This window comes from Acidovorax sp. (genome assembly GCF_046291265.1).
Classification (GTDB): domain Bacteria; phylum Pseudomonadota; class Gammaproteobacteria; order Burkholderiales; family Burkholderiaceae_C; genus Acidovorax.
The window spans coordinates 25,557-47,096 of the sequence record NZ_JBKBTV010000032.1; the positions used below are offsets into that span (position 1 = coordinate 25,557).

18 protein-coding genes are annotated in these 21,540 nt (G+C 65.7%); 6 read left to right on the forward strand and 12 right to left on the reverse strand.

Going from position 1 to position 21,540, the window contains the following annotated elements:
- Positions 1 to 75: 75 nt before the first annotated feature.
- A complete protein-coding gene (locus ACK41V_RS13520; RefSeq protein WP_409783116.1) occupies positions 76 to 1,224 on the reverse strand; it encodes an ABC transporter substrate-binding protein in 1,149 nt (382 codons plus the stop codon).
- 129 nt (positions 1,225 to 1,353) lie between these two features.
- On the opposite strand from ACK41V_RS13520, the gene ACK41V_RS13525 reads away from it, so the two are divergent.
- Positions 1,354 to 3,465, forward strand: a complete 2,112-nt coding sequence (locus tag ACK41V_RS13525) for a molybdopterin-dependent oxidoreductase (RefSeq protein ID WP_409783117.1) — start codon at positions 1,354 to 1,356, stop codon at positions 3,463 to 3,465.
- A gap of 163 nt (positions 3,466 to 3,628) precedes the next feature.
- Here ACK41V_RS13525 and ACK41V_RS13530 read toward each other — a convergent pair whose 3' ends face one another.
- The 5 genes from ACK41V_RS13530 to ACK41V_RS13550 all read right to left on the reverse strand — a co-directional run bounded on the left by ACK41V_RS13530 (position 3,629) and on the right by ACK41V_RS13550 (position 7,444).
- Complete coding sequence (locus ACK41V_RS13530) at positions 3,629 to 4,309, reverse strand: type 1 glutamine amidotransferase domain-containing protein (protein ID WP_409783118.1); 681 nt, start codon at positions 4,307 to 4,309, stop codon at positions 3,629 to 3,631.
- 120 nt (positions 4,310 to 4,429) lie between these two features.
- Complete coding sequence (locus ACK41V_RS13535; protein WP_409783119.1) at positions 4,430 to 5,593, reverse strand: iron-containing alcohol dehydrogenase; 1,164 nt, start codon at positions 5,591 to 5,593, stop codon at positions 4,430 to 4,432.
- 89 nt (positions 5,594 to 5,682) lie between these two features.
- Entirely contained in the window at positions 5,683 to 6,030 is a 348-nt protein-coding gene (locus ACK41V_RS13540; RefSeq protein WP_409783120.1) for a hypothetical protein, read from the reverse strand.
- A gap of 3 nt (positions 6,031 to 6,033) precedes the next feature.
- Positions 6,034 to 6,378 (reverse strand): hypothetical protein, encoded by a 345-nt coding sequence (locus ACK41V_RS13545; protein ID WP_409783121.1) that lies wholly within the window; start codon positions 6,376 to 6,378, stop codon positions 6,034 to 6,036.
- Positions 6,379 to 6,484: 106 nt separating this feature from the next.
- Positions 6,485 to 7,444 (reverse strand): LysR substrate-binding domain-containing protein, encoded by a 960-nt coding sequence (locus ACK41V_RS13550; protein ID WP_409783122.1) that lies wholly within the window; start codon positions 7,442 to 7,444, stop codon positions 6,485 to 6,487.
- A 141-nt stretch (positions 7,445 to 7,585) separates the two neighbouring features.
- Between ACK41V_RS13550 and ACK41V_RS13555 the strand changes: the two genes are divergently transcribed.
- A complete protein-coding gene (locus tag ACK41V_RS13555; RefSeq protein ID WP_409783123.1) occupies positions 7,586 to 8,725 on the forward strand; it encodes an alkene reductase in 1,140 nt (379 codons plus the stop codon).
- A gap of 58 nt (positions 8,726 to 8,783) precedes the next feature.
- Positions 8,784 to 9,806 (forward strand): zinc-binding alcohol dehydrogenase family protein, encoded by a 1,023-nt coding sequence (locus tag ACK41V_RS13560; RefSeq protein ID WP_409783124.1) that lies wholly within the window; start codon positions 8,784 to 8,786, stop codon positions 9,804 to 9,806.
- Between the two features lie 106 nt (positions 9,807 to 9,912).
- On the opposite strand, the gene ACK41V_RS13565 is transcribed toward ACK41V_RS13560, so the two are convergent.
- Positions 9,913 to 10,893: a Bug family tripartite tricarboxylate transporter substrate binding protein gene (locus ACK41V_RS13565; protein ID WP_409783125.1), complete on the reverse strand. Its 981-nt coding sequence runs from the start codon at positions 10,891 to 10,893 to the stop codon at positions 9,913 to 9,915.
- A 248-nt stretch (positions 10,894 to 11,141) separates the two neighbouring features.
- Positions 11,142 to 12,152, reverse strand: a complete 1,011-nt coding sequence (locus tag ACK41V_RS13570) for a fumarylacetoacetate hydrolase family protein (protein ID WP_409783126.1) — start codon at positions 12,150 to 12,152, stop codon at positions 11,142 to 11,144.
- A 104-nt stretch (positions 12,153 to 12,256) separates the two neighbouring features.
- Here ACK41V_RS13570 and ACK41V_RS13575 point away from each other — a divergent pair, with 104 nt between their 5' ends.
- The 3 genes from ACK41V_RS13575 to ACK41V_RS13585 all read left to right on the forward strand — a co-directional run bounded on the left by ACK41V_RS13575 (position 12,257) and on the right by ACK41V_RS13585 (position 14,882).
- Positions 12,257 to 13,039 carry an IclR family transcriptional regulator gene (locus ACK41V_RS13575; protein WP_409783127.1) on the forward strand — a complete coding sequence of 261 codons (783 nt, stop codon included), beginning with the start codon at positions 12,257 to 12,259 and terminating at the stop codon, positions 13,037 to 13,039.
- A 23-nt stretch (positions 13,040 to 13,062) separates the two neighbouring features.
- A complete protein-coding gene (locus ACK41V_RS13580) occupies positions 13,063 to 14,238 on the forward strand; it encodes a DUF3108 domain-containing protein (RefSeq protein WP_409783128.1) in 1,176 nt (391 codons plus the stop codon).
- A gap of 344 nt (positions 14,239 to 14,582) precedes the next feature.
- Positions 14,583 to 14,882, forward strand: a complete 300-nt coding sequence (locus tag ACK41V_RS13585) for a DUF3567 domain-containing protein (protein ID WP_291434102.1) — start codon at positions 14,583 to 14,585, stop codon at positions 14,880 to 14,882.
- Positions 14,883 to 14,980: 98 nt separating this feature from the next.
- Here the strand turns inward: ACK41V_RS13585 and ACK41V_RS13590 are convergent, their stop codons facing one another.
- The 4 genes from ACK41V_RS13590 to ACK41V_RS13605 form a co-directional block, all read right to left on the reverse strand.
- Positions 14,981 to 16,060 carry an AbrB family transcriptional regulator gene (locus ACK41V_RS13590; protein WP_409783129.1) on the reverse strand — a complete coding sequence of 360 codons (1,080 nt, stop codon included), beginning with the start codon at positions 16,058 to 16,060 and terminating at the stop codon, positions 14,981 to 14,983.
- Between the two features lie 292 nt (positions 16,061 to 16,352).
- Entirely contained in the window at positions 16,353 to 16,949 is a 597-nt protein-coding gene (locus ACK41V_RS13595; protein ID WP_409783130.1) for a hemerythrin domain-containing protein, read from the reverse strand.
- Between the two features lie 79 nt (positions 16,950 to 17,028).
- Positions 17,029 to 17,733 (reverse strand): nitroreductase, encoded by a 705-nt coding sequence (locus tag ACK41V_RS13600; protein ID WP_409783131.1) that lies wholly within the window; start codon positions 17,731 to 17,733, stop codon positions 17,029 to 17,031.
- Positions 17,734 to 17,800: 67 nt separating this feature from the next.
- Positions 17,801 to 21,358, reverse strand: a complete 3,558-nt coding sequence (locus ACK41V_RS13605) for an LAGLIDADG family homing endonuclease (protein WP_409783132.1) — start codon at positions 21,356 to 21,358, stop codon at positions 17,801 to 17,803.
- Positions 21,359 to 21,540 lie beyond the last annotated feature (182 nt).

A 21,540-nucleotide genomic window follows, 5' to 3' on the forward strand; every position in this document is an offset into this window, starting at 1 on the left:
CGTGGAGAGCACGCCATCCGCATTGGCCCTAGGAGACACACCGCCAGAAAGCGCCCCGGTGGCAGACCAGAGCGATCAGGTCCGCACGCGCCCGTCGCCCGTCAGCATCGACATTTCCACAAACTTGGACGCCGCGTGGCTGGTGCCGCTGTACGACACCGGGAAGCCCGAAATCACCTGGTTCCCAATGGACTCAATGCCGGTGATGAGGCTGTCGCGCGTGAGTTTGCCGCTGCCCTGGGCCTGGCGCAGGCCTTCAGTGAATACACGGGCCGCCAGGAAACCCTCCATGCTGGAGTAGTTGGCCTGCACCTTGTCGCCACCCTTCTTGATGGCCTCCAGAAACTCGCGCGTGATCTGGCGTGACGGCTGGTAGGGCGAAGGCACCACCTGTGACACCACCACGCCCGCGCCGTCTTTGCCCAGCTCGTCGGCCAGCGCCTGCGTGCCCACAAACGACACGTTGTAGAACGTGCCGCCAAAGCCTGCCTTGCGCGCGGCGCGCACAAAAGCCGCGCTGCCAGCGTAGGCCGCAATCTGCACGATGGCATCCGGCATGGCGGGCACCAGCTTTTCCACTGCGGTTTTGACGTCGGTTGAATTGCGCTCCACCGTAGCCGTTGCCACCGGTGCCAGCTTGAGTTCGGTCAAGGCCTTGGTCACGCCATCGAGTCCGGCCTTGCCATACGCGTCGTTCTGATAGAACACCGCGATCTTCTTGAGGCCCAGGTTGGTGAGCTGGCGCACGATGAGCGCGGTTTCGTCGTAGTACGAAGCGCGCACATGAAAGATGAGGCGGTTGAACGGCTGGCGCAGGGCCTCAGCACCGGTGAACGGCCCAAAAAACGGCACACGCTCTTTGGTAAAGATGGGCATGGCCGCCAGGCTGGTGGGGGTGCCGATGTAGCCAAACAGTGCAAACACATCGTCGGCAATCAGCTTGCGGGTGTTTTCGGCACAGCGGTCGGGCTCGTAGCCGTCGTCCATGGTGCGGATTTCTACCAAACGCTTGCCCACGCCGCCTTGGGCATTGAGCTGGTCAAAAAACAGCTTGGCGCCCAGGTTGAACTGCACGCCCAACTGCGCGGCAGGGCCGGTGAAGGCTGCGGACTGGCCCAACACAATGCGCCCTTCGCTTTGCGCATGCGCCAGGTTAAAGCCCCCCAGCGCTGCGGCACCCAGGCCCACGGAAAACTGTCTACGTCCCAATACCGCTTGGTTCATGGTGAAATCTCTGCTCTTGTGAATCGAGGGCGATCCCTCTGCGCTGCCGGTAGGCAGCCTCCTTGGAAGGGTGCTAGATATGCACACCCGTTCCAACCCTGATTGCCAGTTTAACGATCAACCTACCAAATGCCCACGTCTTCTGCTGCAAATACCCCTCTATCTGAGCCGATTCAGGTGCGCGGAGCCTGTCCCCACGACTGCCCAGACACCTGCGCCCTGCTCACCACCGTAGAAAACGGCGTGGCCACCCGCGTACAGGGCAACCCCGCCCACCCGCACACCGACGGCGTGTTGTGCGCCAAGGTCAGCAAGTACACCGAACGCAGCTACCACCCTGAGCGCGTGCTCACGCCGCTCAAGCGCATTGGCCCAAAAGGACAGATCGGCAGCGGGCAATTCACCCCCGTCAGCTGGGACGAGGCGCTGAACGACATTGCGCAGCGCCTGAAAACCATTGCCGCGCGCGCACCAGAAGCCGTGCTGCCTTACAGCTACGCCGGCACCATGGGCATGGTGCAGGGCGAGAGCATGGACCGGCGGTTCTTTCACAAGCTGGGCGCATCGCAGCTCGACCGCACCATCTGCGCGTCGGCCGGGGCCGAGGCGCTGGTGCAGACCCTGGGCGGCAAGGTGGGCATGAAGGTGGAGTTTTTTGCCGAGTCGCAGCTCATCATCATCTGGGGCAGCAACTCGATTGGCAGCAACCTGCATTTCTGGCGCTATGCCCAGCAAGCCAAGCGCAACGGCGCCAAGCTGGTGTGCATCGATCCGCGCAAGAGCGAGACGGCCGACAAATGCCACGAGCACATTGCCCTGCGCCCGGGCACCGATGCCGCGCTGGCCCTAGCGCTGATGCACGAGTTGATCGCCAACGACTGGCTGGACCATGACTACATCGCCCGCCACACGCTGGGCTGGGAGCAGCTGCGCGAGCGCGCCCTGCAATGGCCGCCCGAGCGCGCGGCCGAGGTCTGCGGCGTGCCGGTGGAGCAGATCCGCCAGTTAGCGCGCGACTACGGCACCACAAAACCCGCCGCCATCCGCCTGAACTACGGCATGCAGCGCGTGCGCGGCGGGGGCAACGCGGTGCGTGCCGTGGCCTGCCTGCCTGCGCTTACCGGCGCCTGGCGCCACCGCGCGGGCGGCGTGTTGCTGTCCAGCTCGGGGCAGTTTCCCGCGCAGCGTGCGGTGCTGCAGCGGCCCGACCTGATGCCCGCTGGCAAGACGCCCCGCACCATCAACATGTCCACCATCGGCGACGACCTGCTGCGCGAGGCATCGCCTGCCTTCGGGCCCAAGGTCGAGGCCATCGTGGTCTACAACAGCAACCCCGTGGCCGTGGCGCCCGAGTCGGGCAAGGTGGTGCAAGGTTTTGCGCGCGAAGACCTTTTCACCGTGGTGTTGGAGCACTTTCAGACCGACACGGCCGACTATGCGGACTACATCCTGCCCGCCACCACGCAGCTCGAAGCCTGGGACATTCACCTCTCCTACGGCCACACCGACGTGCTGCTCAACCGCCCCGCCATTGCGCCGCTGGGCGAGGCCCGCAGCAACGCCCAGATCTTCCGCGACCTGGCCGCGCGCATGGGTTTCACCGAGCCGTGTTTTGCCGACAGCGACGAGGCGCTGTGCCGCCAGGCCTTTGGCGATGCGGTGGACTACGCGTTGCTCGAATCGCAAGGTTTTGCCACGCTGGCCATCCCCGATGCGCTGTTTGCTGAGGGCAACTTTCCGTCACCGTCCGGCAAGTGCGAGTTCTACAGCGCCCGCCTGGCCGCGCAGGGCCTGGACGGCCTGCCCGACCACCTGCCCAACTATGAACTGCAGGGCACCGATGCACGCCACCCGCTGGCGATGATCTCGCCGCCCGCGCGCAACTTCCTCAATTCCACCTTCGTGAACGTGCAGAGCCTGCGCAACATCGAAGGCCGCCCGGTGCTGGAGATTCACCCCGACGACGCCGAAGCCCGCGGCATCGCCAACGACGCCGTGGTGCGCGTGTTCAACGACCGCGGCAGCTATCTGTGCCACGCCACCGTCTCGCGCCGCGCCCGCCCGGGCGTGGTTAACGGCCTGGGCATCTGGTGGCGAAAGCTGGGACTCGATGGCACGAACGTGAACGAGGTCACCAGCCAGGCGCTGACGGACCTGGGGCGTGCGCCGACGTTCTACGACTGCCTGGTGGAGGTGGAACTGAGCGATACATCGACCGCAGAGGCGACGGCAACCGCCTGATGCCAGGGATTTGCGCTGCACAAAAACACTACTATTTTGATAGCTAACAGCGCTTTACCATCAAGCGCTAGAGGCCATTTTGGCTTGAATTTTCAACCTAAAGACTGCGCGGCATTGCAAAAGAACAAGGGGCCGAAGCCCCTGTCTTTTTGGATGTCCGCCCTCAACCCAGCAGCTTGAGCAGCGCGTGCGCGCCCTGCTCCGACGATGCCGGGTTTTGCCCCGTGATCAGCATGCCATCGGTCAACACATAGGGCGCCCAGTCGGCCCCCTTGGAATAGTGGCCGCCATTGGACTTGAGCATGTCTTCCACGAGGAAGGGCACAACCTTGGTCAGTTGCACAGCCTCTTCTTCGGAATTGGTGAACCCCGTGACCTTTTTGCCTTTGACCAGTGGCGACCCGTCGGGCGCCTTGGTGTGGCGCAGCACGCCGGGGGCGTGGCACACCAGGGCCAGCGGCTTGCCCGCCGCAAAGATTTTTTCGATGAGCGCAATGGACTGTGCGTCTTCCGCCAGATCCCACAGAGGGCCGTGGCCGCCGGGGTAGAACACGGCGTCAAAGTCTTCGGTCTTCACGGTGGACAGCAGCACAGTGTTGGCCAGTTCTTTCTGCGCGGCCGCATCGCCCTTGAAGCGGCGGGTGGCATCGGTTTGCGCATCGGCGTCATCGCTTTTGGGGTCGAGCGGCGGCTGGCCGCCCTTGGGGGATGCGAGCGTGATGTCTGCGCCTGCATTTTTGAACACGTAATACGGGGCGGCAAATTCTTCCAGCCAGAAGCCGGTCTTCTTGCCGGTGTCTCCCAACTGGTCGTGGGAGGTCAAAACCATGAGGATGCGGGCCATACAAATCGCTTTCGGTAAATGATGCAGTCGGTGGGGTTTGTGTTGCACAAACAGGTAACGACCACCGTACCAGCGATCTCCCGCATACCGGCCCGGCTCCGGCGGATTCGCGGCGTTGGCTTACAGCGCGGCTTCGAGAATGCGTCGGCTGACGGCCGGTGTCACCTCGCGCTGCTCGCCCAGCTGCACCATGCCGTGCGCTTCGAGCTGCGCCACCACGGTGTCCACCACTTCGGCGCCCAAGCCGTAGCCCGACAGGCGCGTGGCGATGCCCATGCTTTCAAAAAAGTCGCGCGTGCGCTCGATGGCGGCGGTGATGCGCTCGTCGTCCGTGCCGGTGGTGATGCCCCACACGCGCTGGCCGTATTGCAGAAGCTTTTCGCGCTTGGGCACACGGCGCTCGTGCAGCAGGGCGGGCAGCACGATGGCCAGCGTGCGCGCGTGGTCGATGCCGTGCAGCGCGGTCAGCTCATGGCCGATCATGTGCGTGGCCCAGTCCTGCGGCACGCCCGCACCGATGAGGCCGTTGAGCGCCATGGTGGCCGCCCACATGAGGTTGGCGCGGTCGTCGTACACGGGCTCAGGGGCGGTGAGCAGGCGCGGGCCGATCTCGATCAGCGTCTGCAAAATGCCTTCGGCAAAACGGTCCTGCACGGGCGCATTGACGGGGTAGGTGAGGTACTGCTCCACGGTGTGCACGAAGGCATCGACCACGCCGTTGGCCAGCTGCTGGGGCGGCAGGGTGTAGGTCTTGGTGGGGTCGAGCACCGAGAACACGGGGTAGGTGTGTTTGCTGCCAAACGCCAGCTTGGCGCCCTTGGCGCGGTGGGTGATGACGCCGCCGTTGTTCATCTCCGAGCCCGTGGCGGGCAGCGTGAGCACGGCGCCAAACGGCAGGGCGCCGGTGATGTTGCGGCCGTGTTTTTCCAGAATGGCCCACGGGTCGCCGCCCTCGAACGGGACGGCGGCGGCGATGAACTTCACCGCATCAATCACCGACCCGCCGCCCACGGCCAGCAAAAAATCAAACCCGCCCTCACGGATCTGCGCTACGGCTCTCATCGAGGTCTCGTAGCTCGGGTTGGGCTCGATGCCGCTGAAGGTGGCGTGCTGGCGGCTACCCAGTGCGGCGCGCACTTCAGCCAGCGTGCCGGTCTTCTCGGCGCTGGCGCCGCCCACCAGGATGAGCACCTTGGCCGCAGCGGGCACGAGCTTGGCCAGGTCGGCGATGCGGCCCTGGCCGAAGGCGATGTGGGTGGGGTTGTGGAAGTCGAAATTCAGCATGGCAATCCTTCTGTGGGGTGCGGCATTGTGTCCCGCGCTGGGCCGGGGCACCCGTCGCCTGCGCAACAGCGCGAGCGGGGCTGCCCCCCCTACCGCAACACCACCAGCACCGCAAACCCGAGCAGCAGCACCATCGCCAGCGCGATGACGCCAGCGATGCTCGCCGTCAGCACCTTGGCCACGGAGAAGCCCCCGCTGCGGCGCATGGTGACCAGGCCCCGCAGCAGCAGGACGAGCGAGGCACACACGGTGCACAGCACCATGCCAAAAGCCGCGGCGATGCAATCAAGCCCGAACGTACCGCAGGCCATGGACTGCCCAAAGCCGGTGAGCAGGGCCAGCGACACGCCCAAGCCAACGACCAGCACACCCAGCCCCGCCCAGACCGACATCGGCACGCGCGCCGCCGCCGCCGAAGTTGTGGTGGTGGTGGCCACCGATCAGCCCTCAGCCTCTTCCAGGGCAGCCTGCCAGGGCAACGCCGGGTCGGAGAAGGCCGGTTGCCACAGGTCGGCATAGACGGGAAACGCCTGCCTGCGGGTCTCGTCCGACTCCAGCTCGACCGCGGCATCATCAAGCCCGCGCACGCTCCAGTCGGCCAGCACGGCGTAGCGCCGCTGTGCCGTGTCGATCAGCACCGAGTGCAGGGCATGGGTCGTGCACGCCACATAGCGCCTGCCGGGGCTGACCAGAAAGTAGTCCACGTCGCCGGGCTGCAGGGCAGCCAGTGGCAGCGCGCGGCGCAATGCGTCGGTCCATTCGGCGGGGGCGGCGGGTACGGGCATGGAAAGAGCGGTCTCCTGGTGGGCGGTGGACCTGTCGCGCCGCGAAGGCGGGCCAAGCGTGGACCGACTGTAGCGGCAACAGCAACTTCAACACTGATGGGCCGGGTCAACCGATCGTGGTCGCACCTGCACCGAGGGGGTCGCCCACACACTCTGAACCGCCGCGCGCCAGCCCCTGCAACCGACCGACCACAAAGTCGCGCAGCGCGCGCACCAGCGGCGTGAGTTGTCGGCGGCTGGGGGCCACCAGGAACAGCGGGACTGCCTCGGTGGTCCAGTCCGAGCACAACGCCACCAGTCGCCCGGCGGCCATATCGCTGACCACGTCAAACGATGATTTGTAGGCAATGCCCCGGCCCATCACGGCCCAGCGGCGCACCACGTCGCCGTCGTTGGAGACGTTGTGGCTGGACACCCGCACCTGGGCCTCCTGGCCAGCAGCATCCCAAAAGCGCCAGCGGTCGTGCACATCCTCGCCCAGCATGAAACACAGGCACTGGTGGTCGGCAAGTGCGTGCGGCGTGCGCGGCGTGCCATGCGCCGCAAGGTAGGCCGGGGCTGCGCACAACACGCGCCGGTGCTCCGCAGCCAGCGGCAGCGCCACCAGACTTGAATCCAGCGGCTCGCCGTAGCGAAAGGCGGCGTCCACCGGCTCGCTGTAGACGTTGGCCATGCGGTCTGACAGCTGCAGGCGGATGTCGATGCCCGGATGCAGCGCCTGAAACTCGTCCAACCACGGCAACAACACGTTGCGCCCCAGGTCCGACGGCGCCGCTAGTTGCAGCGTGCCGCGCAACTCGCCCGCGCGGCCACCGGCCAACTGCCCCTGCACCTGATGCAGGGCAGCCAGTGCGGGGCGACCATGCTCCAGCAGCAAGGCGCCCTCTTGCGTCAGCCGGAGGCTGCGGGTGGAACGCACGAACAGCAGCACGCCCAATTCAGCCTCCAGCCGCTTGAGCGCGGCACTCGCCGCCGCCGGAGTCATGTCCAACGCCCGGGCCGTGGCAGACAGACTTCCGCTGTCGGCCGTGCGCACAAAGATGTCGAGGTCCTGCAGGTTTTTCATGCTTTGAGTGGATGGTATGGACGTTGATTTTCAAATTTTCTTTGAATATTCATTCAATCGCCAGCCTATTTATCAATGAATCTGGCGAAGCGACCATAGGGGCCTGATCAGCCATCCGCCCCACACCACGACAAAACCACCATGACCAACGCTTCCACCCCGTCTCTTTTTGCCCCTCTGCCACTCGGGCCTCTGGCACTGCCCAACCGCATGGTGATGGCCCCCATGACCCGCGCCCGCAGCACCCAGCCGGGTGATGTGCCCAACGCAATGATGGCCGCCTACTACGCCCAGCGCGCCAGTGCCGGGTTGATCGTGAGCGAAGCCACGCAGATCTCGCCCCAGGGCCAGGGCTACAGCTTCACGCCCGGCATCTACTCCGAGGCGCAGGTACAAGGTTGGCGAAGGGTGACTGACGCCGTCCACGCCGAAGGTGGCCGCATGGTGCTGCAGCTGTGGCACGTGGGCCGAATGTCGCACCCCAGCTTCCACCCTGACGGCCTGCCGGTGGCACCGTCAGCCTTGTCGCCTGAGGCCAAGGTGTGGGTGGTGGGTGATGACGGCGTAGGCCACATGGTCGATTGCCCAGTGCCCAGGGCGCTCGACACCGCCGAAATCGCAGGCGTGATCGATGACTTTCGCCGCGCAGCCGCCAACGCCATGCGGGCGGGTTTTGACGGCGTAGAAATCCACGGCGCCAATGGCTACCTCATTGACCAGTTCCTGCGCACCACCTCCAACCACCGCACAGACGCCTACGGCGGTGCCATGGACAACCGCACCCGCTTCGCCCGCGAAGTGGCAGCCGCTGTCGCCAGCGAGGCCGGTGCCGAACGCACCGGCATGCGCCTGGCCCCGTTCATCACCCAGCGCAACATGAACTGCCCCGAGATCATCCCCACCATGCTGCACCTGGCGCGCCAGTTGGATACGCTGGGTCTGGCCTACATCCACCTGGCCGAAGCCGACTGGGACGACGCGCCCAGCATCCCTGATGACTTCCGCCAGGCCCTGCGCAAAGCCTACAGCGGCCGCGTGATCGTGGCGGGCAAATACACGCCCGATCGCGCGCAGCGGATCCTGTCGTCGGGTATGGCCGACCTCGTGGCCTTTGGCCGTCCGTTTATCGCCAACCCGGATTTGCCAGCGCGCTACGCCGGTGGATTGCCGCTGGCCACCTTCGACCCAGCCACCTTGTTCGGCGGCAACGAACAAGGCTACAGCGACTACGGCCCCGTCAATGCGTCCGCCGCGCGGCCTGCCTTTGCCGCAATGGCGTGATCCGCTCGCCCCTTTTCATTCGTCCACCATCCCCTGTCCACCCCCAAGGAACCACACCATGAAAGCCATCGGCTACCAAACCGCCCACCCCCTTGACCACCCCGAGTCGCTGCTCGACATCACCCTGCCCGACCCCGTGGCCACCGGCCGCGACCTGCTGGTGGAGGTGCATGCGGTCTCCGTCAACCCCGTGGACACGAAGGTGCGCAAAAGCAGCTCGCGCAGCGGCGACGGCCCCGACCAAAAGGTGCTGGGCTGGGACGCCAGCGGCATCGTGCGCGCCGTGGGCCCGGAGGTGACGCTGTTCCAACCCGGCGATCGCGTCTGGTACGCAGGCTCCATCGCGCGCCAGGGCACCAACAGCGAGCTGCACCTGGTGGACGAGCGCATCGTGGGCCACGCGCCAAAGTCGCTGGACTTTGCCGAAGCCGCCGCCCTGCCGCTGACCACCATCACCGCGTGGGAACTGCTGTTTGACCGACTGGGCGTGGCGCCCGGCAAGCAGCCGTCGAACAAGTCTCTGCTCATCATCGGCGCGAGCGGCGGCGTGGGCTCCATCCTCACGCAGCTGGCGGCACGGCTGACCAGCCTGACCGTGATCGGCACCGCATCACGGCCCGAAACACAGCAATGGGTGCGCGACCTGGGAGCCCACCATGTCATCGACCACAGCCTGCCGCTGACGCAAGAGCTGGCCCGCATCGGCCACCCCACGGTGGACATCATCGTGAGCCTCACGCAGACCGACGCGCACTTCGACCAGATCGTGGAAGCCATCGCGCCACAGGGCCAGTTCGGGCTGATCGATGACCCCACCACGCTGGACGTCACCAAGTTCAAACGTAAGTCGGTGTCGGTGCACTGGGAGCTGATGTTCACGCGTGCGCTGTTCGGCACCGACGACATGATCGGCCAGCACCGCCTGCTGACCGAAGTGGCGCAGTTGGTGGACGCGGGGCTGATCCGCACGACGCTGGACCAGCGGTTTGGAAGCATCAACGCCGAGAACTTGACGCGCGCGCATGCACTGATTGAGAGCGGCAAGGCGCGGGGGAAGCTTGTGCTGGAGGGGTGGAACTGAGCCACTCCGCCAGAGACAACGTCTTGCTCCCAAAAAAAGAGCTGCTAGCGCTTTATTGACAAGCGCTAGCAGCTCTTTTTATGCCGAGATCGGTGAAAAAAACGGATCAATCCAGCTTCACCCCCGCCGCCTTGATGATCTCCCCCCAACGCTTGGACTCAGACCGCGCCATCGCACGGAACTGTTCTGGCGTGCCGGGCAATGGCTCCATGCCGAAGTCGGTCATGCGCTTGACCACGGCGGGGTTGAGCAGGGCCTTGTTCAGGTCGCCGTTCAGCCGCGCTGTGATGGCGGCAGGCATACCGGCCGGGGCCAGGATGCCCTGGAACGCGTAGACCTCGGTGTTGGGCACCCCGGCTTCGGCCAGCGTGGGCACGTCGGGCAGTGCGGCCACGCGCTTGGACGAGCCGATGGCCAGTGCGCGCACCTTGCCCGAGGTGATGACGGGCAGGCCAGCGGCCAGGTCCAAGAACATGCACGGCACCTGGCCGCCCATCACATCCTGCATGGCAGGCGCTGCGCCGCGGTAGGGGATGTGTGTGAGGAAGGTGTTGGTGCGGTTCTTGAACATCTCCATCGCCAGGTGGTGCGGCGAGCCGTTGCCGGGCGATGCGTAGTTGAGCTTGCCGGGGTTGGCGCGGGCGTAGGCCAGGAATTCCTTCACCGTCTTGGCTTCGAACGATGGGTGCACCACCAAGGCCAGCGGGAAACGGCTGATGCCGCCCACGTAGGTGAAGTCCTTGTCGGGGTTGAACGGCAGCTTGGTGAACAGGTGCTCGTTGAAGGCCAGGATGGCGTTGTCGGCCGACATGAAGGTGTTGCCGTCGGGCTTGGCCGTGGCTACGGCTTGGCCGCCGATGTTGGTGGCGGCGCCGGGGCGGTTGTCCACAATGATCTGCTGGCCCAGCGTCTGGCGCATGGCTTCGGCCACGGTGCGGGCCAGCACGTCGGTGCCACCACCGGCTGGGTAAGGCACGACCCAGCGCAGGGGCTGGTCGGGCCATGCGGCTTGCTGGGCAGCGGCCCAGGGGGCGGCGGCGGTGGCGCCTGCGGCGGCCAGGGCGGACAAGAGGGTTCTGCGTTGCATGGGTTGTCTCCTATATGTAACTATCAAATTAATAGCTGCTAGCGCTTACCCAATAAGCGCTAGAGCCTGTTTTTGCTTGAATTTTTACTGCTATCGATGCGTTTTTACGCTTTCACGCCTTGTGGTTGCCGAAGACGGCCTACCGCACTGCCCAGGCTTCGACGGGCTCAGCCCGAACGGATGGGTGGAGCGGGTGCGTGGGGGGCCTGCCTTCCTGCGATGCAGCGGTTCAGCGACCCCACACCGCCTCAGGCTTCGGGTGCGGCAATCGCTTGGTCAATGGCGCCAAAGATGCTGGCGCCGTCCTTGCCCTTGACCTCGATGCGGATCGTGTCGCCGAACTTCATGAACTCGGTGCTGGGCTTGCCGTCCTGAATCGTCTCAATGCAGCGCTTTTCGGCGATGCAGCTGTAGCCCTTGGGCCATTCGGTGCGGCCGTCCTTCTCCACGCCTTTGTTACTGACGGTGCCGCTGCCAATGATGGAGCCAGCGCGCAGGTTGCGCGTCTTGGCGACGTGGGCGATCAGCTGACCGAAGTGGAAGGTCATCTCGGGGCCCGCGTCGCACATGCCGACCTTGCGGCCGTTCCAGGTGGACTGCACGGTGAGGTTGACGCGGCCGTGGTCCCAGGTGTCACCCAGCTCGTCCAGCGTGACAGCCACGGGGCTGAAGGCGGTGGCGGGCTTGGATTGGAAGAAGCCGAAACCCTTGGCCAGCTCGGCCGGGATCAGGTTGCGCAGGCTCACATCGTTGGCAATCATCACCAGGCGGATGCCGTCGAGCGCTTGGTCTGAGTTGGTGCCCATCTTCACGTCGCCGGTGATGACGGCGATCTCGGCCTCAAAGTCGATGCCCATGGCTTCGCTGGGCACCACCACGTCGTCGCAGGGGCCGATGAAGTCATCGCTGCCGCCCTGGTACATCAGCGGGTCGGTGTAGAAACTTTCGGGCACTTCGGAGTTGCGCGCTTTTCGCACCAGTTCGACGTGGTTGATATACGCCGAGCCGTCAGCCCACTGATAAGCGCGGGGCAGCGGGGCCATGCACTGCTTGGGGTCAAACGGGAAGGCGTGGCGTGCGCGGCCGCTGTTGAGCTGGTCGTACAGGTCCTGCAGCTGGGGCGACAGGAAGCCCCAGTCGTCCAGCACCTGCTGCATCTTGCTGGCAATGCCGGTCGCATAATGGGCTGTGCCCAGGTCGCGGGAGACGACAACCAGTTGGCCGTCGCGCGAGCCGTCTTTGTAGGTAGCGAGTTTCATGGTGGCAGGACCTTTGTCTCAAGGGGTTGATGAAGGCTCACCCAACACGAATTACGCTTGGGTAAATTGATTTAACTAAACAAAACTCCCAAATTTTAGTGCACATGGACAAAGAACGTGCAGGAATTCAATCGGTCGAGGTCGGGTTTGCCCTGCTGGAGGGGCTGACACGCTCGCGTGGGCCACTGATGCTCAAGGACGTGGCGGCCTCGGCCGGCATGAGCGCAGCCAAGGCGCACCGGTATCTGGTGAGCTTTCAGCGCCTGGGCCTGGTCACGCAGGACCCGCGCAACGCGCGCTACGACCTGGGGCCCGCCGCCCTCAAGCTGGGGCTGGCGTCACTGGCGCGGCTCGATGCCGTGCGCCTGGCGCGCGAGCGCATGCCCGAGCTGATGGAAAGCATCGGTCACACGCTGGCGCTGGCCGTGTGGGGCAACCACGGCCCGACCATCGTGCACTGGGAGGAGTCCCCGCAGGCCGTCACTGCCAATCTGCGCCTGGGTGATGTGATGCCGCTGCTGTCGTCGGCCACTGGCCGCTGCTTTGCGGCGCACATGGCGCCCGATGTGGTGGCGCCGCTGCTCAAGGACGAGCTGGCCCGCGCCGTGAAGATGCGGCGCACCGACCTGCCCGCCACCATGGCAGAGGTGAACGCCCTGCTGGCCGAGGTGCGGGAACGCGGTGCGGCGCGGGTGGTGGACACCTTGCTGCCCGGCATCGTGGCGTTTTGCGCGCCCGTGTTTGACTCGGACGGCCACCTGGAGCTGGGCATCACCACGCTGGGCTCCATCGCCACCTTCGACCCTGAATGGGGCGGCGCCATCGACGCGCCCCTGCGCGCTGCGGCGGCCCAGTTGTCAAGCGACCTGGGCGCGGGCAGCACATGACGACGGCCCCGGCACGCAGGTAGATGCCACGGCGCGCGCTTTTTTTGATCACCGCGCTGGTGCTGGCCCTGCACTGGCTCGTGCTGAGCGGCGTGCCGCTGAGCTGGGACAGCCCGGCCGAGCCCTCGGGGCGCGTGTTCAGCACCCGCAGCATTGCAGCACCGGCACCGCCGCCGCCTGCCACTACAACCCCCGCCGCGCCCACCGCACCGCGGTCTGCTGTGCCCCCCAAGCAGCCCCCACGCCCCAAACCACCGGCTCGACCTGCGCGCCCAGCGCCTCCTGCTGACGACGCAGCCCCCACGCCCGTGCCCGCGCTGAACGACACTCCGGACGCGGGCGCTGAAGGGCCGACCGATGTGGCATTGGCGCCCCCCGGCGAAACGGTTGTGCCGCCCGAGGAGCCGAGCACAGTGCCAGCAGCGCCAGCCGAACCCGCAGCGTCGGCCCCGGTGCAGGCGGCATCGGCCCCGCCCCTCGCCTCCGAGCCCGCTGCGGCCGTGGACATCACCCCGCCGGGTGCGGGCACCGGCCATGCGCCCAGCACAGCGCCACCCCCCGTGCGCCTGCCACCACCCACCCGGCTGATTTTTGATGTGAGCGGACAGGCCAAGAAATTTGCCTACAGCGCACGCGCAGAGCTGCTGTGGCAACACGATGGCAGCCGTTATCAGGCCCGGCAGGAGGTCAGCGCGTTTTTGGTGGGCTCACGGTCGCAAAACAGCGTGGGGCAGATCAGTGCGCAAGGCCTTTTGCCCGAGCGGTTTTCTGACCGCGCGCGCAGCGAACAAGCCGCCCATTTCGACTACGCCAAAGGCCGGGTCACCTTCAGCGCCAACACCCCGGAAGCCCCCGTGGGCCCGGGAGCGCAAGACCGGCTGAGCGTGTTCATCCAGCTGGGCGCCCTGCTGGCTGCCGACCCGGGCCGTTTTGTGCCCGGCACCCAGGTCACGCTGACCACGGTGAGCGCCCGCAGCGCCGACCGCTGGACGTTTAGCGTGGAAGCCCCCGAAACACTGGACCTGCCCGCAGGCGCCACGGCGACCCTCAAGCTGCAGCGCCTGCCCCGCAAGGACTACGACCAGAAAGCCGAACTGTGGGTGGCGCCAGCGCTGGGTTATCTGCCGGTACGCATCCGGCTTACGCAGGCCAATGGGGACTTTGCAGACCTGCAACTGCGCAGCAGCAGCGCGCCCTGAAAGAACTGCCCCTCCCCCGCTCCGCCGTTGCATAGGTCACTGCTCCCAATAGGGGCCGCGTTTTGCCTTGGGGCGGCCAACGGCGAATACCCTTCACTCACTCCTCCGGATGCAGATCAGTGTTGCGCCAGAGCGCCACCCCGGTAATAAAGCCCCACGAACCCGGCGCGCTCCGGTTTTCGTGAAATACTGCAATGCAGCAGGCGCGCAAACGCGGCGGGAGCCCTGGCCAGGCGGTCAGACACCACGCCACGCCGCTGCAAGGGTTTACCGCAAGCCACCCCCGGGGCTTGAACTCTGCGTGACTGCTGTCATCTGATTTTCTAATCAACCAGGGGAACACGATGCACATGCTCTACGACTCAGAATCCTTCGTGGTGGTCCACATGCTGCCCGACGCCGTGGAGAAAAAGAGCACCCAGGTGCTCAACGACACCGCCCCCGCCATTCCCCAGCTCGCACGCCACGGTTTCGAAATCGTGGACAAACGCTCCGGCAAAGAGGTGTATCTGGACGGCTCATGGGCCGAGATGTTCCAGGAGCAGATCCTGGCCTGGCAACGCGACACGCCCACCCAGGAAGAAGTGGAAGATGCGCTGGACCGGTACGCTGGCTTGGCGCAGAACCCTGTCGTCGTGCATTGATCACCCTGAAGCGCTGCGCCCCTGGAGGAAACCCCGGTGGCACGGCAAAGCTGGTTCCACGGGTGCACGGGCGCACGGACGGTAGCGCCGCGCTGGGTTCAACGGCCTGCCGAATTCTCCTGCGGCGGGTAGATCCACCGGTACAGCGGGTCCACCAGCATCAGCACCGCAATCAACCGGCACACCTGAAACGCGGTAACCACCGGCACCCCCAGTTGCAGCACCTTGGCGGTAATGGCCATTTCGGTGATGCCGCCGGGGGACGTACCCAAGAGTAACGTGACCCAGGGCAGCCCGGTGGCCCAGGCCAGCAGCGCCGCAAACAGCGCGCAGATGCCCATCAGCCCCAGCGTGCCCACGGCCACCGACGCCAGCCAGCGGGGCGCGGTGTGCAAGAACTCTTTACGAAAGCGCACGCCCAGGCTCACGCCGATCACCAGCTGAGCGGCATTCACCAGCCACTGCGGCACGGCAGACAGGCTGTATCCGGCCATGGTGATGCCCATCGACACCAGCATGGCACCCATGAACCAGGGGTTGGCGCGACCCAGGCGGTCCATCAGCAATGCACCGGCGCCGGTCAGCAACGCCATCAGCGCCAGCCCGGGCCAGTCCACCACCCGCAGCGTGGGCGGCAGGATGTCCAGGCCGTGCAGGCCGCTCCACTGCAACGCAAACGGGATGGTCACCGTGACGATCAGCAGGCGCAGGCTGTGGCTGGCGGCCACCAGGTCGGTGCGGGCGTTTTCGCGTTCGGACAGCAGTGTCATCTCGGACGCCGCGCCAATCGCCCCCGCAAAATAACTGGTGGCGCGCATCATGGGCGCGGGCACGCCGTGCATGCGCGGTGCATGCACCCGGTACAGCCAGGCGCCAAACAACCAGCCCAGCACCAGCGCCCACACAATGCCCAGCGCAATCGCCCACCACAGGCCGCCCACCAGCGCCACCACCTGGGGGGTGAAGTACAGGCCCAGCGCGGCGCCGATGGTCCACTGCCCGGCATTGCGCAACGGGCCCCAGCTTTCGGTGGGCCCGCCCAGAATGGACACGACGGAGGTGGCCAGCAAGGGGCCAATCATCCAGGGCAACGGTGTGTTCAGCGCGACGCAGGCTGCGGCGGCGGCCCAGGCCAGCGCAAGGGTGGCGAGGGTGCGAAGGGCAAAAGTCAGGCGCATGCGCGGGCGGGAGCGGGGATGAGGGGTTGCGGAGAACGAGACACAAGGCACAGACGGAGCGTGCAGCCCAGCGTGGCATCAGAAGCCGCCAAGTATCGCGCCCCTGCCCACTTGCTGCGGCTGCCTGGGTACTGCCCAGGTGGCATGGCTGGCATCGCCAGAGGGAAGCGGTTGCAGCCACAGCATCTGAGGCGCGACGCACCCCAATGCACACCTCAGCATCAAAATATGAGTCAAATTTGCCTCTAGCGCTTATTCCATAAGCGCTAGCAGCTCTACTATTTATAGCAACCTAACGCGCGCCCCGCCGTGCCGCCATCTCACGCCCCATGGCGGACAAGCTTTCGGGCGGCAGCAACTGCAGGGCAGCGGGGTAGGCAACGCCCTCTTCGGCCTGCATGTGGTCGGCGTAGCGGATGGCAAAGCGGTCCAGTGCGGCGCTGTCGTCCGGGCTGAAAACCGTGGGGTTGAGGCCGCCACCATCGCCAACATCTCCATCCGGCACCCAGTCCACCAACGCCTGCAGCGGCGCCCGCGCTGCAGCCCAGTCGGCCGTCATGTGGGCGTGGTCGGTGCGCAAACGCTGCACCAGCGCCTGCACCTCGGCAGACGCACCGGCCATCAGCAGCGGAAACACGTGCAGCTCTTCGTCCTGGTGGTGCAGCGGTGCGGCGATGTCGAAATACCGCAGCACATCGCGCGCAGCCTGGCGGGCGTTGTTATCGGCGCCATGCTGCAGCACATGCGCGCGAAGGCGCGCCAGCAGGGCCAGGGTGCGCTGCACCCGCTCGTGGCAGGCTTGCAGCATGGCGAAGGGGTCGTCAAACCCCGCAGCGGGCGCGCTGAATCCGGGAATGTGGTGGACGGTTGGGGAGTTGAATGCGGGCATGGGAGCGGTAAGGCTGTGGCGCAGCCAATGAGCCGATGGCCAGTTCGACAGGTGGGTTGGGCGGGTTGACGTCTGGTGCTCAGAACCCTGGCACAACGCCGCGCTCGGCGTCCAGCGTGCTCACATAGGCCTGCGCAGCGGGGCGGGGCCGCGCCGATTTGCGCGAGAGGACGGTGCCGATGCTCAAGAAGCACAGCGCCAGCTCCGATGGTGCCAGCCCAAACAACCCGCGCAGTGCCTCTGCCTTGAGCGCCTTGCCGCTGGTCAACGCCGAGCCAAAGCCTTGCGCCGTCGCCATGAGCATCATGTTCTGCACCGCACAGCCAGCGGAGGCCAGGCGCTCGTGCAGGTCGACTTCGGGGTCGCCGCGCTCGCCGTCGACCACCACCAGCAACAGCAACGGGGCGCGGTAGGCCTTCTCACGCGCCTGGGTCTGTTGCACTTCGGTGGCAGCGTCGTCACGCTCGCGCAGCGCGGCGGCAAACGCCTCGGCCAGCTGGGGCCGCGACGCCTCGGGTAACAGCACAAACCGCCAGGGCAGCAGCTGACGGTGGTCGGGCGCATGCGCTGCCGCACTAAGGATGTTCGCCAGTTGCGCGGGATTGGGCGCCGGCGCCCCCAACCGCTTGGGCAAATGGGTCTGGCGCGACTCGATCAGCGTGGCTGCCATGTCGGCCAGATCGTCTGCAGCGTTCCGCTCCGAGGCCGCCGCAGGACGCCGTGAACCCACCTGAGCAGTGTTGCCCACCGCGCGGATCTTGCGAGGCCAGGGGATCACGGTCATGGCATGGGGCTCCTTGAATCGATACGCTGTGCTGCTTGCAACGGATGTGGTGCAGGTGCGCAGCACGTCAGCCGCACGCTCCCAGGTGCCCACACTGTGTGCAGTAGTCACAACCATCCTTGCGGATCACCGCGTGGGCACCGCACTCGCTGCACTTCTTGCCCGCCATGGCTTGCGGCACGGGCAGTGGCGGCGGCGCGGGTTCGTCCAACGGCAGTTGCTGCTGCACGGGGTCGGCCACGCGGCGCGCCAGAATGTTCTGGATGGCATAGGCCATCGCCGCCACCTCGGAGTCATGCCACATGGGCACCACCGCGCCGTCGTCCTTGCGGTGGGTGCCCAGGCGCACGGGGCCCCGGTCCCAGGCCACCTTGCGCATGTCGCTCAAAGCCCGCTCCAGAAAACCGCCACGCGCCGCCAGCGACAGCATGCGCATGCTGGAGGTGATCCACTGCTGCGACTCGCCGCTTTGCCCCACGGGCATGAAAAACTCGATGGCGCGGTCTACCGTGCCGCTGCCGACCCCGGTGGGCACGGGCAGGAAGGACACGATGAGGTACAGCGTCTTATGCCCCTCCTGCGTCCAGTATTCGAGCTTTTCGGCCACGGCGGAGAGGCCGCCCTGCGGGCGGCTTTCGATGACGGTGCGCATGGGATCCACCGGATGCGCCACCGGCGCCGCAGCGGGCGCTGAATCTGGCACTGCATGAGTCTCCAGCACCGACCCCAGGATGGCGTTGGGCCGGTAGGTGGCCAGCCCCTTGAGCTTGGCGCGCCAGGCCTGCAGGTACAGATCCTTGAAGTCTTCGTAGGGGTAGTCCGCCGGGATGTTCACTGTCTTGGAAATGGCGGTGTCCACAAAAGGCTGCACCGCCTCCATCATGGCGATGTGGCCTTCGGCGGGCATGGCCAGGGCCGAGACGAAATACGCGGGCAGCGCATCCACATCGCCCCCCAGTTCGCGGTACAGGCGCCAAGCATGGTCCTCTACCGCGTATTCGCTGGTGCTGCCATCAGACTCGCGCTTCTTGCGCTTGTACATCCACGAAAACGGCGGCTCGATACCGTTGGAGGCATTGTCAGCAAAGGCCAGGCTCACCGTGCCCGTAGGCGCGATGGAGAGCAAGTGGCTGTTGCGGATGCCGTGCTGGTGGATGGCGGCCTTCAGCGACTCGGGCAGGCGGCTGGCAAAGGTGCCCTCCGCCAGGTAGCCGATGCTGTCGAACTTGGGGAACGCCCCCTTCTCCTGCGCCAGCGCTACCGAAGCCGCATACGCCGCATCACGCATGCATTCGGCAATGCGTGCCGCCATGGTGCGGCCCTCGGGCAGGTCGTAGCGCACACACAGCATGGCCAGCGTGTTGCCCATGCCGGTAAACCCCACCCCAATGCGCCGCTTGGCCATGGCCTCGTCGCGCTGCTGCGGCAGCGGCCAATAGGTCACGTCCAGCACGTTGTCGAGCGCGCGCACCTGCAGCGCGACGGCTTGGGTGAAGGCATCAAAATCAAACGCTGCCTCGCCGCCGACACCAAAGGGGTGCTGCACAAAGCGGGTCAGGATGATGGGGCCGAGGTCGCAGCAGCCGTAGGAGGGCAAGGGCTGTTCGCCGCACTGCCCTGTGACCAGTCCATTGAATATGACGGTATTGCAGTCGGCCTGGGTCGTATCGAACACGGCCTCCCTGCCTGCATCCGCAATCTCCACGATCCGACTGGCAAACCGCTGTGTCTTTCTCAGCACCTTGTCGGCCACCCATTCGCGGTACCGGGCTGTCTTGTAGTCGAGCAGAAAGCCGACCTCATCCATGAATCGCTCGCGGGATTCGCCGTCAATGATGAGTTCGTACTGCTCCTTGCAGGCGTATTCAGCCTGCCCGCCTTTTCCGTCAGGCATGTTCTTGAACCCGGCCTCCCGACGGAGGCGCACCCGGCTGAAGACACCCAAGTTGACCAACAGCACCTGCACGTCCTTGAGCAGTTGCGGGTAGCTGGAGCTCAGGCGGATGGAGCAGCTCTCTCTGGCGCCGGAAATATTGACCGTGCCGTCGGTCTGGAAAAGGGCCCGCAGATAGGCCTTCACACAGGCTTCGCTGCCTTGCCAGACTACCTCCGGCACCCGGAGCTTGGTGGCACGCGTGAAGCCCCAGCTTGCTAAGGCACGCGCCAACAGCACGGAGCGAATGAAGACATGATTGCGCTCTGCCACGGCCACGGGTGCCACTTGGTAGCGCCTTGGCGAACGTGCCAAGCCCGCAATCATGCTATTGACTGTGATGGCCACCCGATCAGCAAGCTCGCGCTCCTGATTCCAAAGGTTGACGCAAACGACTTCCAGGCCTTTTCCCCGGTGGGTGAAATGGCCGTCCCCCGTGATCAGCCCCAGCAGAACACCCAGCTCTTCGCTGCCTTGCTGCCCAAACTGTCCCTTGCCCGACTGCACCCACAGCTCGTCGCCCACCATCAGTTCCGACAGCTTGATCTTGCCGCGGGGCGTGTAGAAATCGTGCCATGCCGTGGCCTTGATTTCGTATCCGTCTTCCGTGATGACCTTGAACACCTCGGCTTCGCGGGCCGTCATGAAAGCCGCCTTCGCTGGTCGGGTCTCAATGCCCCGGCCGTCCTGCCCTAACGCACGGCGGTCTACCGTGACCTCAAGTGGCACTCGGCGAGAGCACAGGTCCCCGATCTGAACCAACCCATATTGAGTGGCCAATCGGGTGTCCGCCGTCACGCACGGGTTGGTCGCCGCAATTTCCTCGCAGTAATGCAGGTTGTTGTCCTCATTGATACGCCCCAGGAACAGGATGCCGGGCTCCGCAAAGTCGTAGGCCGACTTCATGATCGTGTCCCACAGCTCGCGTGCGGGCACCGTGGCGTACACCCACTGCCCGTCTGCACGCTGGCGGGCGCCCTGCGACAGCAGAGCATCGCCCGGCCTCGCCTTGTGCACCAGTTCCCACTGCGCGTTGTTCTGTACTGCGTGGATGAATTCGTCAGACACACCGACCGATACATTGAAGTTGTTCCAGCGGCCCGGTGTGCGCTTGGCGGTGATGAACTCGTGCACATCGGGGTGGTCGATGCGCAGCACGCCCATCTGGGCGCCGCGGCGTGCGCCTGCGCTCTCTACCGTGGAGCACGACTGGTCAAACACGTTCATGTAGCTGCACGGGCCCGAGGCCATCGACGCCGTGGCCTTGACCCGCGCACCCTTGGGGCGAATGCGCGAGAAGTCGTAGCCCACACCGCCGCCGCGGCGCATGGTTTCGGCGGCCTCGCGCAGGGCCTCGTAGATGCCTGGGAAACCTTCCTCGTCCACGCCCTGGATGCAGTCGCCCACCGGCTGCACAAAGCAGTTGATCAGCGTGGCCTGGATATCGGTGCCTGCGGCGCTCATGATGCGGCCCGCACCGATGGCGCCCGCTTTCAGATTCGCCAGGAACAGCGCTTCGTACTTGTCACGCAGCTCTGGCTTTTCGACCGAGGCAAGGGCCCGGGCCACGCGCTGGTAGAGCTGCTCCACCGTGGTTTCGCCGGATTTGAGGTATTTCTCGCGCAGCACGTCCAGGCTGATGGGCTGGATGGTGCTGGCGGGGGGCAGGGAGGAGTGAGGTTCGCGCTTCATGGGTTCCGATGATTTGGTGTCCACAGGGTGGCGGCCTTGCGCTCGGTCAAGAGTGGTTCATCAAAGCCCGGCCTGAGCCGTACCAACACCCATGCGCCAGACAGGGCAGCCTGTGGGCTCAGGCAGCACACCGGTCCGCACAGCGGGTAAATGCGACGGCAGTGCCGCACAGTATGAACCTC

What these genes read in the sequence shown, in the direction of transcription:
- ACK41V_RS13590 (WP_409783129.1), bottom strand. Translation starts at nt 16,060, where the DNA reads ATGCGCCTGACTTTTGCCCTTCGCACCCTCGCCACCCTTGCGCTGGCC.
- ACK41V_RS13530 (WP_409783118.1), bottom strand. Translation starts at nt 4,309, where the DNA reads ATGGCCCGCATCCTCATGGTTTTGACCTCCCACGACCAGTTGGGAGAC.
- ACK41V_RS13605 (WP_409783132.1), bottom strand. Translation starts at nt 21,358, where the DNA reads ATGAAGCGCGAACCTCACTCCTCCCTGCCCCCCGCCAGCACCATCCAG.
- ACK41V_RS13600 (WP_409783131.1), bottom strand. Translation starts at nt 17,733, where the DNA reads ATGACCGTGATCCCCTGGCCTCGCAAGATCCGCGCGGTGGGCAACACT.
- ACK41V_RS13565 (WP_409783125.1), bottom strand. Translation starts at nt 10,893, where the DNA reads ATGCAACGCAGAACCCTCTTGTCCGCCCTGGCCGCCGCAGGCGCCACC.
- ACK41V_RS13520 (WP_409783116.1), bottom strand. Translation starts at nt 1,224, where the DNA reads ATGAACCAAGCGGTATTGGGACGTAGACAGTTTTCCGTGGGCCTGGGT.
- ACK41V_RS13585 (WP_291434102.1), top strand. Translation starts at nt 14,583, where the DNA reads ATGCACATGCTCTACGACTCAGAATCCTTCGTGGTGGTCCACATGCTG.
- ACK41V_RS13555 (WP_409783123.1), top strand. Translation starts at nt 7,586, where the DNA reads ATGACCAACGCTTCCACCCCGTCTCTTTTTGCCCCTCTGCCACTCGGG.
- ACK41V_RS13575 (WP_409783127.1), top strand. Translation starts at nt 12,257, where the DNA reads ATGGACAAAGAACGTGCAGGAATTCAATCGGTCGAGGTCGGGTTTGCC.
- ACK41V_RS13550 (WP_409783122.1), bottom strand. Translation starts at nt 7,444, where the DNA reads ATGAAAAACCTGCAGGACCTCGACATCTTTGTGCGCACGGCCGACAGC.
- ACK41V_RS13525 (WP_409783117.1), top strand. Translation starts at nt 1,354, where the DNA reads ATGCCCACGTCTTCTGCTGCAAATACCCCTCTATCTGAGCCGATTCAG.
- ACK41V_RS13545 (WP_409783121.1), bottom strand. Translation starts at nt 6,378, where the DNA reads ATGCCCGTACCCGCCGCCCCCGCCGAATGGACCGACGCATTGCGCCGC.
- ACK41V_RS13560 (WP_409783124.1), top strand. Translation starts at nt 8,784, where the DNA reads ATGAAAGCCATCGGCTACCAAACCGCCCACCCCCTTGACCACCCCGAG.
- ACK41V_RS13570 (WP_409783126.1), bottom strand. Translation starts at nt 12,152, where the DNA reads ATGAAACTCGCTACCTACAAAGACGGCTCGCGCGACGGCCAACTGGTT.
- ACK41V_RS13535 (WP_409783119.1), bottom strand. Translation starts at nt 5,593, where the DNA reads ATGCTGAATTTCGACTTCCACAACCCCACCCACATCGCCTTCGGCCAG.
- ACK41V_RS13580 (WP_409783128.1), top strand. Translation starts at nt 13,063, where the DNA reads ATGCCACGGCGCGCGCTTTTTTTGATCACCGCGCTGGTGCTGGCCCTG.
- ACK41V_RS13595 (WP_409783130.1), bottom strand. Translation starts at nt 16,949, where the DNA reads ATGCCCGCATTCAACTCCCCAACCGTCCACCACATTCCCGGATTCAGC.